Origin of the sequence: Methanobrevibacter thaueri, from assembly GCF_003111625.1 — an archaeon.
Taxonomy (GTDB): domain Archaea; phylum Methanobacteriota; class Methanobacteria; order Methanobacteriales; family Methanobacteriaceae; genus Methanocatella; species Methanocatella thaueri.
On sequence record NZ_MZGS01000011.1, the window covers coordinates 1 to 9,929 of the forward strand.

A 9,929-nucleotide genomic window follows, 5' to 3' on the forward strand; every position below is an offset into this window, starting at 1 on the left:
ATCAAAAACAGCAGAATGGCCATTTGGAAATATAAAACAAAATCTAAAAGTAACAGAATTCAACACAACAGGATTAAAAAGAACACAAACAGAAGCAAAATTACTCGCAATATCACACAATTTAAAAAGAATATACAACGAAACAATACAAAACGAACTCATACACCAAGAAAACAAACAAAATACCTAAAAATAATAAAAATTCAAACTAAAAATTTTTAAAAAAAATAATTAATTTTGAGTCGCCCTCTTTTTTTATTCAGTATCACATTGCCTTGTTCAAGTTGCTCTACATGAAATCTTGCCTTCATTAAACACTGGAGTAATCGTACATAATCCACACGCCACCAGGGGAAAACACGCACATCAAGATTAAGTCTTGATGCATTTTCTTTTTTTTTTAAACTCATTTCATCTGCATCAATGGACAATCATATTAAATATTAATAATAAATCGTATGATGTAAGAGCATTTGTGAGGATAAATGTTTCATCACGAGAGGTTTCCTCTTGAAATCAGCGTTGGGAATTTCAGGCATTAAAAGTTAAGATTATTAATATTATTTTACATATATTATATTGTCGTATCATTTTTTGACCAATGCCTACGGTCCTTCTATGAGGGAAGTTGATACTGTCGATGATTAGGAGAAACCCAGCATTGGATAGGCTGCCCGTTTCGAGGGTTACTCGAGGAGCGAAGGGTATTCTAGCGATGATTCAAGAGAGTTAGTATACGGGCAACAAGATTTTTAAATGATTTATGGTCTTTATAAGATCTATTAAACTTTAATATTTATTTCAGCACATGATAACTTGGCATCAGTTATTAAATAGGTTAATCAATAATTATTCTTTCTTATTTTCATAAAAACAGTTTTTTAAGTAATTATTTTTTAAGGCTGTTTTGGCTGTTTTTAGGCGGGTGCTTATATTTTGTATAGTATTGTTGGTATAATACTAAGCATCAACATTTCTTAATACATTGAAAAAATAAGATTAATAGTTGGAGGTGTGAATTTTAAAATGTTTTGCAAATGGTTTTATCATGGGTATTGTGTGATATTTGGCTGTCCGTGCGACATGACGGGAATGTGCGGAATCAAGGAATGAACCAAAAGATGTCATTTAATGGGTATATGATTCCGTCACCTAAATATTTATTAATGTATTTCTACTAAAATATTATTTAGTAAAGTGTGGATAATAATTTTTAAATAATTATTTAATAGAATGCTTTACAATTCAAACTCCTTTTTTCTATATTGGTAATATATACTGAAATATTATGGAGTTTGCACATTAAAAGAAAGGTGGGATGATTATTTTGAAAATGAATAGAATATTATTCATATTTTCAATAGTGATGGTCCTGATTTTTGGCATGAGTCTAATTTCTGCCTCAACAAATGATAATTTAACAATGGCTGGTGCCGAAAACGACTTAGTTATTGAAGATATCAATACTGAATCCTATTCTTCTTTAAATGTTTTAGGTGTTCAATCACAGGACGAAATTGAATCCTCACAGGACAGCTACATAATCAATCAGAGAAACTATAAAATGTACTTTGATAACGAAGGTGTTCTGAAGGATGAATACGGCAGTAAAATACTAACCTTTAACGGCGAATTCACCGATAAAGGAGTATTGACAATCAATTCAGACAATACAAAAATAACAGGTAGAAATACCTTGTTCAATAACACCGTCTTCAACATCAAAGCCAACGGCGTGATGCTTACAAATTTAAAGTTCGTCTTAAACGAAAGCTTTAAAAATAATGCTAATGCCGGAATCTATGTTACAGGAGACAACGTGACAGTATATAATATTGACATGACCTATGACACTCCCGGAGATGTTGATGCAATCGGCGTGTATTCGTATGACAATACCGGTTTTAAGTTGATAAACTCTTCTTTTAACTATATTGGACATGCATTCCATAACGGACGCAATTATCCTGTTTTATTATACTATAGTGATAATGCAAATATTTATGGCAATAGCATAAACTCTACAGTGCCATTACGTGAAATTGACCATGGCAGTTTTTATGGAGATAAGATAGCTTCATTTGCAGCAGGATATAGTCAAAACCTTCAATTCACAAGCAACAATGTTTATGCTGACATTAATTTCGGTGAATACCAAAACGGAGTCAAATACCCAACATTATCCTCTGTATATATCTATGCATGCGATAATGCAACAGTAAATAAAAACAATATTAAAGTAGAGGACTTATATACTCGAAAAAACTCTGCAAACTATCTTTATGCTTTGGATGTTCATCGTTTAAATAACATGACTGTTGTTGAAAATAATATTGACGTATTTACATATGGCGGATACGGTCGTGACGGTACAGCTTATCCCATGCAGATTACAGGCCCTGCTTTTAATTTAAAAGTAGCTTATAACTATTTGCATAGCATAAGCAACGGTCCAAATATTGGAATATACTCACAAAACTATTATGGTCCAACTCAAATCGATATCATAAGCAATTTCATCAACATTACAGGCAAAGCAGGATCCGATGTATATGAATTAGTTGCAGGCATCGAAGTTCAGGACTCCAACGACAGAATACTGAACAACACAATTATTGTCGATACAGTTGGAGGATACAAGGCAGGTGACCGTATTTACGGAATTAGCTATTCACAAGGAACCAATGGAAACCATAAGTATGATATTAAGTATAATAAGGTTAAAGTTCCCGGTCCAATTGCAATCAGTTTAAATCAGGGACTTGAATCAACTACAAGTGACACAAATGTAATGTACAATATCCTTGTAACTGGTATTGGAGAAGGTGGAGACAAAGCAGTAAGCATTGGAGGAACCGGACAGAACAATATAGTTCGCTACAATACAAATGGTGCTGATACAATACGCCACATGAGCGAACGTGACATTCCTTCATGGCTTAAAAACTATAACTCTGGAGGTAATGGAAACGGGAACGGTGTGGATTTATCATGGCTCAACACTGGAAATAATGCTGGTAATGGATTGGGCAATGGTGAAGGAAGTGGAAACAGCTTAAACGGCAAAGGACAGGGAAACGGATTGACCATTAAAAGCAATGTTAATGGAAACAATATTAACCCATCTACTTCAGATGCTGTTCGTGGTGATGCCAATTCAACAAGATACACTCATGGTGAATCTGGAATAAGCATTGCAAGCGCATCCTCTTCAGCCGGATCAGGGTCAAGTTCATCATCAAGTCCAAGTGAATCCAAAGCTTATGAAATAACAAAACAAATACAGGAACTTGACGAAATAAACTATATCCAAACAATAATAGGAATAATAATAGTTCTAATATTATTAATCATTGGATATAAAGAAAAAGAACACACTAAAGAAGAATACTAAAACCATCACTATTAAACTTTTTTTAATAATTTTTTAGTAACATATTTAAAACACAATTTACAAAAATTAATAATGATAAAGTGAATTTTAAAAAGTTACAGTTAGTTTTTAGTTAATAAATATTTATCAATAACTAACTTAATTTTAATTAATGGTTCATTTATCAAAAAATATCTGAAAAAACAGAATCTCCACGCTCATCTTGCAGTATATATTACTAATACACTGCAAAAGGAGGTGGGTATGATTAAGGATTAATGTTTTGGAAGATATTAATAGACTGTTTTGAAAAAAAAGTTCAATAGGGTCTATAAATTATTTTAAATTAACCTATAATGGGGGACAATAATTAATGAAGATACAAACTAGTTTGTTTTTAACAGTATTATTAATCTTCATATGTTGTATTGGTGCAGCATCTGCTAATGAAGATATTAGTGATGATGCACTTTCTACAAGCTCTGATTTAGAAGTAGTGGAACAAACTGATGATGTTACATTACTGTCAGATGTCTCAGAAGACACAACATTAGAAATTAATAATGATGACGAAGTACTAGAATCTTCTGGTACTGCAACTGTATATAACTGGACAGATTTAGAGAATAAAGCTGAAACAGTTGGAACTGATTATACTATTAATTTAGTTGATGGAATAACTTACACTCCAACAAGTCAAATTTTATTTAAAAATAATGCAAAAATTATTGGTACAGAAAATAGTTATATAAGTGGTTCTTATAGAGGAATACCATTTAAATGTTCAAACACTGGATTAACAATTACATTCCAAAATGTTAATTTTAAAGATATTTCATCTACAATGTTGATGCAAATGTTAACCACAAATACTATTTTAGATGGGTGTACTTTTACTAATGTAAATGCATCAAGTAGTGGGCATAATTCTGTTATATATAATAATTACGGAACAATGAATATTACTGATTGTACATTTAGTAATTGTAGAGCTGCATTTGGTGTAATAACAAATCATAATGCCGGTTCAACAACAAATATTATTTTAAATGTTAAAAATTCAAAATTCGAAAATAATTATGGAGTAACCGAACCGGGAGCTATTAATAACTGTGGAATATTAACTGTTTATAACTCTACTTTTATTGGAAATCATGCAGTTTGGTGGGCAGGTGCAATTCATACTCATTCTAATGCAAATACTTTAATTAACAAATCTACATTTAAAAGCAACACTGCTGGATGGAATGGTGGAGCATTATTTACTTATAGTGTTTTAAGAATATATGATTCTTGCTTTGAAGATAATAACTGTTCTACTAGTGCTGGTGGAGGGGCTATTGGTGCATATAATTATGGTTCACAATATAATATAATTATTGACAATTGTACTTTCAAGAAAAATAATAATGTGAATGGTAATGGTGGTGCAATTGCTACTTTAAATGGAGGTTACCTCAATGTTTATAATTCCATGTTTATAGCAAATTATGCTGCTAATGGACAAGCAATTTGTGCAGCAAATGAAAATATTGAAAATGGAACAAATGATCAACCATATTTAGCTATTGTTAATAATACTTTCATAAATCATACTGGAAGTAGCGATACTGTAGTAATAAATGGTGTTGTATCAGAATTTACAAATAATACTTTCATTAATAGTACTCAGAATACTCATTATGGTACTGGTAACACCTATAATTCAATTTATATCTTAATGACTAGAAATAATGAAATATTAGGTATTTTTAATACTGAAGAGATACTTAATGCTGAATCCACCTTTAATTCAATGGATGATTTTTGGCGATGGTATGCATATGCTAGTGCACAGAACCAAAATTTTGATACAATATACCTTAACGCATATTTTGGTGAATGGGGAGATTCTTATGGTGTTAAAGATTTAGATTCTACTCATAATTTTATTAAAGATAATATTCAATTTACAATAATTGGTTTGGATGATAATGTCTACTTTAATTTAGAAGCTGAGGAAGAAGATGAAAATGGAGAGTATCCTAAATTAGACTATGATTTGGATTCTGGAACAATATCAGAAAATATGCCTGCTGAAAATGGTGAAGGAACTGTTTCTTCTGCTTCTTATACTATAACTCATAAAAATATAATTTTCGACTGCCCAGTTAAAGTAGGAAGTAAAAACTTTAAATTTATTGATTGTACTTTTAAAAGAAGTTTTGAAGTAACTGATAAAGGAAATACAGGTGCAAATATTGTCGTATCTTTTGTAAATTGTACTTTTGATTTTGATACAAGTGAAATTAAAACTATAAGTACTGCAACATTAAAATTTGGCGATGATCCTACTGCTATTGATTCCAATATCACTATCACTAATGAAAGTGATGTTGTTGTTGTTAGTTTAACTGATGCTGAAGGTAATCCTATTAAAGGTGCTACTGTAACTTATAACACTACTTCTGGTGTTGAAGGTTCTAATGTAACTGGTGATGATGGTAAATTTAATATTGTTGGTTTAATTGGCGAATTTACAATCAATGTAACTTATGTGGGTAATGAATCATACAATCCATCTAACAATTCTGCTTTATTTAATTTCAAACTTCCTGCTGTAAAAACTACACTCAGTATTAATTCTACTGAAAAAGGTATTGTTGTTATTACTGTTGTGGATAATGAAAGTAAACCTATTGCAAATATTGAAGTAAAATACAGTATTAATGGTACTGATAATAAAACTAATATTACTGGTGCTGATGGAACTATTTCTGTACCAATAACTGGTGAAGGTGAAATTAAAGCCTACTTTGAAGGAAATGAAGCTTATTTAAAATCTGAAAATTCATACAAATACAACTTCACAGAAGCAACACCAGATGCAAATGGAACTTCCACAAACTCCACTGGTAATGCTACTTCAGGCAATGGAACTTCCACAAACACTGGTAAAACAAATACCAATACCAATAAACAGACCACTACTAAAACAACTAAAAAAGCAACTAAAATCACTGCAAGTAAAAAAACTTTTAAAGCAAAAACTAAAACTAAAAAATACACAATAACTTTAAAAGCAGATAAAACTGCAGTTAAAAAAGTTAAAGTTACTATTAAAATTGGTAAAAAAACTTATAAAGCAACTACAAACAGCAAAGGTAAAGCAACATTTAAAATTACCAAATTAACCAAAAAAGGTAAATACACTGCTACCATTAAATTTGCTGGAAATAAAAACTTCAAAGCAACAACCAAAAAAGTAAAAATAACAGTTAAAAAATAAAAGTAGAGAATTTACAATCTACTTTAATTTTATTTTTTTAAAATTTCATACTTATTATATTAATCAAATACTAAAAATAATTTTTACGGTGGTGAATAATGAAAAAGTTTTTAATATTTATTGTTCTATTAATTTTTTGTACAGGTGTTGTTAATGCATCAGATAATACTTCAAATATTCAAACAATTGACAATGAATATAGTAATCAATTAGATGATAATTTAAGATGTGATGATAGTGACAGAATTGAATCTGAAGATATATTAAAAAGTGATGATGCACAATCTGATGTTCCTAAAGTTTATGTAAATGCTAGTAAAGAAAGTAATGGCGATGGTAGTAGTTGGGAAAATGCCAAATCTGGATCTACAAGTTGGATAGATTCCTATTATGATTTTGGAGTTAATAAAATAAAAAATGGAGTAATATATCTAGCAGATGGTAATTATACTCAAAATAATTTATTAGATAAATGTTCTTGTACATTTGTTGGCCAGGGACATAATACAATTATTTCATTTCTAGGTGATGGAGGAGATAGTCATAAATATAAACATACTTTTATAAATTTAACATTCATACCATCTTCATTTGAACCTGCATTTTTAAGTTATAATTTTAATTTTATTAATTGTACTTTTATAGAAATTCCAATTATTCTTGGTGAATCTCAAACACCTGTACGTGATGGGATTAGTAATGTTTATGATATTTATTTTAATAACTGCAAATTCGTTAATTATACTAATACTACAATGAGAACATATTCAGGATTTGAATATATGAATCTATTAAATGTTCCTATAAATGCTCATGAATGTGGCAATGTTACTTTATATAATTGTACATTTGAAGATATTATTTCTGAATCAGTAATATATACTAAAGCGGGACCAATGGATAAAAAAGGTAACGTGGGAGGAATTTTTATAACTAATTCTACTTTTAATAATTGCCATATTATAGGAATTGTAAAAGCTGAAGATAAAAAATATTGCACAATTTCTAATTGTAGTTATGATTTTGAAGTCAAATATATTGAGAATAATGTCGCACCATTTTATATTAATACTACCGATAAGACTGAAATTCCACTTTTAAATACTATAATTTTGATTAATGAAATTGAAAATGGAATCATAATTTATTTATGTGATGAGGATAATACTCCATTGGAAGATGAACTAGCAATTGTGATTAACGATAAACTTTTTTATATGTATACTGATAGTAACGGTAAATTAATTTTGGATAATTTATATGGCTATTATAAATTTGAAGTTGATTATATTGGAATTAATAATTATGCATCCTCAAATGCATCTGCAAATTTCACATTTGATAAAATAAATGATAATATAGAAAATACCACTATTAATCAAAACACCACTCCTTCAAAAACAGTTCCTGCAACTGATAAAATTGTTAAGAAAGTTTCCAAAATCACTGCTAAGAAGGCAACTTTCAAAAAGTCCAAGAAAGTTAAAAAATACACCATAACCCTAAAATCCGGGAAAAACCCAATCAAAAAGGTCAAGGTATTATTAAAAGTCAAAGGAAAAACCTACAAAGCAACCACTAACAGCAAAGGTAAAGCAACCTTCAAAATTACCAAACTAAACAAAAAAGGTAAATACAATGCTGTTATTAAATTTGCAGGTAACAAAAACTTCAAACCAACCAGTAAAAAAGTTAAAATTACTGTGAAAAAATAGTTTAACCACTATTTTTTCAACCTATTTTTTTGTATTCATTAAATTACATTTATTATATTAATGAGCCAGAACTTTCACTCTTATTTTTTTTTATTAACGGTAAAAGGATATTTTTAAATTAATGAATTCAATACCCTTAATTATTACTTTTTTATTATATTATTAATATCATACATTTGTTTTAAACTTAAATTAATATTATTTTCTATAATAATATCTTCTCCCTACATTACTATAAAATCTAATTTGATTTTATTTCTTATGTATTAAATATTAAATATAATAATCTGTTATATATTAAGTAATTATATTTAGGTGAAAATAATGTCTGATTATTTAAAGTCATATGTAAAGCCAATAAAAATTGAAAATGTTGATGAATATTATAGTTTAATCCAAGAAATTTCTCTCTCCGATACTAGTAGAATATTTGCAGAAAATTTATCCCATTCTGCCCATATTAATATGTTAATTAAAGAAATTAGCATATTATTGGCTAACTCATTAAGATTATATGAAATGGGGTATTTTGACAATGCATATTACTCTTTAAGGTCAGCAAATGAATTGGCCACTGTCATGTTAGGTTTATCTGATAAAGAGGATTTTAAAATAAAGAGTCTGTAAAATTTTATAGGCTTCTTTCAAATTTTATTTTTTTACACTTGAAATTTCACATCGATGAAAATTCGTTCTAATTTTTCTTTAATTTCAAAATAAACAATTAAAAAATAGTAAATTACTTAAATAAGTGAGGACAAATTATATTTTATGCCTAATATAAATAAATCTGCCCTCAATAATAATTTAGACTTCATACAACTTAAACTTTTTGATTTTTCTGACGAAAAAATTGATCATGAAAAAATTATTTCAGAAAGACTCAATAAAAACCCAAAAATAGAAAATACAAATCAAAAACTATTTTTAGATGAAAATAACACTTTCAAATATGATAATCCAATCTGTCCTGTTTGTGGGAGCCACAAAATAATCAAAAAAGGTACAATAACAAAAAACAAACAAAATATCAATGGAAAAACCACAGAATTCCGAGAACAGCAATATCAATGCAAAAAATGTAACAAAAAATTCGGAATAAGTAACAATCCATTAATAAAAAACAACAAACAGTATTTACAAGAAATAATTGATAAAATACCGGAAATAATGAAAATTGGATATCAATCACTTCGTAAAATAAGCAAATACTTTGAAATATTCCTTGGAATTCGAATATCTCACCAAACGATCCGAAATTGGTCAAACCAAAATCATGAAGAAACAATCACTAACGAAGAATTTGAATATTTAGGCTACTATTTATATGATGAGCAATTTTTAAGGCTTAATGGAGTCAGACACTACAGATTAACTTTATATGATGCAATACTCAATATTCCAGTCTCAGAACGAATTGTACGTCGCAGAATACCGGAAAATACTAAAAAATTTATTCTAGATTCAACGGCAAATAAACCATTTATTTGCTTAACAACAGACTTATTCCCAATGTATCGTAACGTAGCAGATGAAATAGGAGTAAAACATCAATTATGCAAATTTCATTTAT

The 9,929-nt window shown here is 28.9% G+C and carries 6 protein-coding genes; all 6 read left to right on the forward strand.

What is annotated here, in order from left to right:
* Nucleotides 1–190 (forward strand): transposase (locus tag MBBTH_RS00670; RefSeq protein ID WP_207773300.1); only part of this gene is annotated, 190 nt, incomplete at its 5' end.
* Between the two features lie 1,137 nt (nucleotides 191–1,327).
* Nucleotides 1,328–3,394: a hypothetical protein gene (locus MBBTH_RS00680; protein WP_133241918.1), complete on the forward strand. Its 2,067-nt coding sequence runs from the start codon at nucleotides 1,328–1,330 to the stop codon at nucleotides 3,392–3,394.
* Between the two features lie 352 nt (nucleotides 3,395–3,746).
* The gene (locus MBBTH_RS00685) at nucleotides 3,747–6,641 is read left to right on the forward strand and encodes a carboxypeptidase-like regulatory domain-containing protein (protein ID WP_116591128.1); all 2,895 of its coding nucleotides are present in this window, start codon (nucleotides 3,747–3,749) and stop codon (nucleotides 6,639–6,641) included.
* A gap of 98 nt (nucleotides 6,642–6,739) precedes the next feature.
* Nucleotides 6,740–8,356: a hypothetical protein gene (locus MBBTH_RS00690; RefSeq protein ID WP_116591129.1), complete on the forward strand. Its 1,617-nt coding sequence runs from the start codon at nucleotides 6,740–6,742 to the stop codon at nucleotides 8,354–8,356.
* Between the two features lie 324 nt (nucleotides 8,357–8,680).
* Nucleotides 8,681–8,983 (forward strand): hypothetical protein, encoded by a 303-nt coding sequence (locus MBBTH_RS00695; protein ID WP_116591130.1) that lies wholly within the window; start codon nucleotides 8,681–8,683, stop codon nucleotides 8,981–8,983.
* A gap of 144 nt (nucleotides 8,984–9,127) precedes the next feature.
* On the forward strand, nucleotides 9,128–9,929 hold an 802-nt coding region (locus MBBTH_RS00700), incomplete at its 3' end, for a hypothetical protein (protein WP_116591131.1).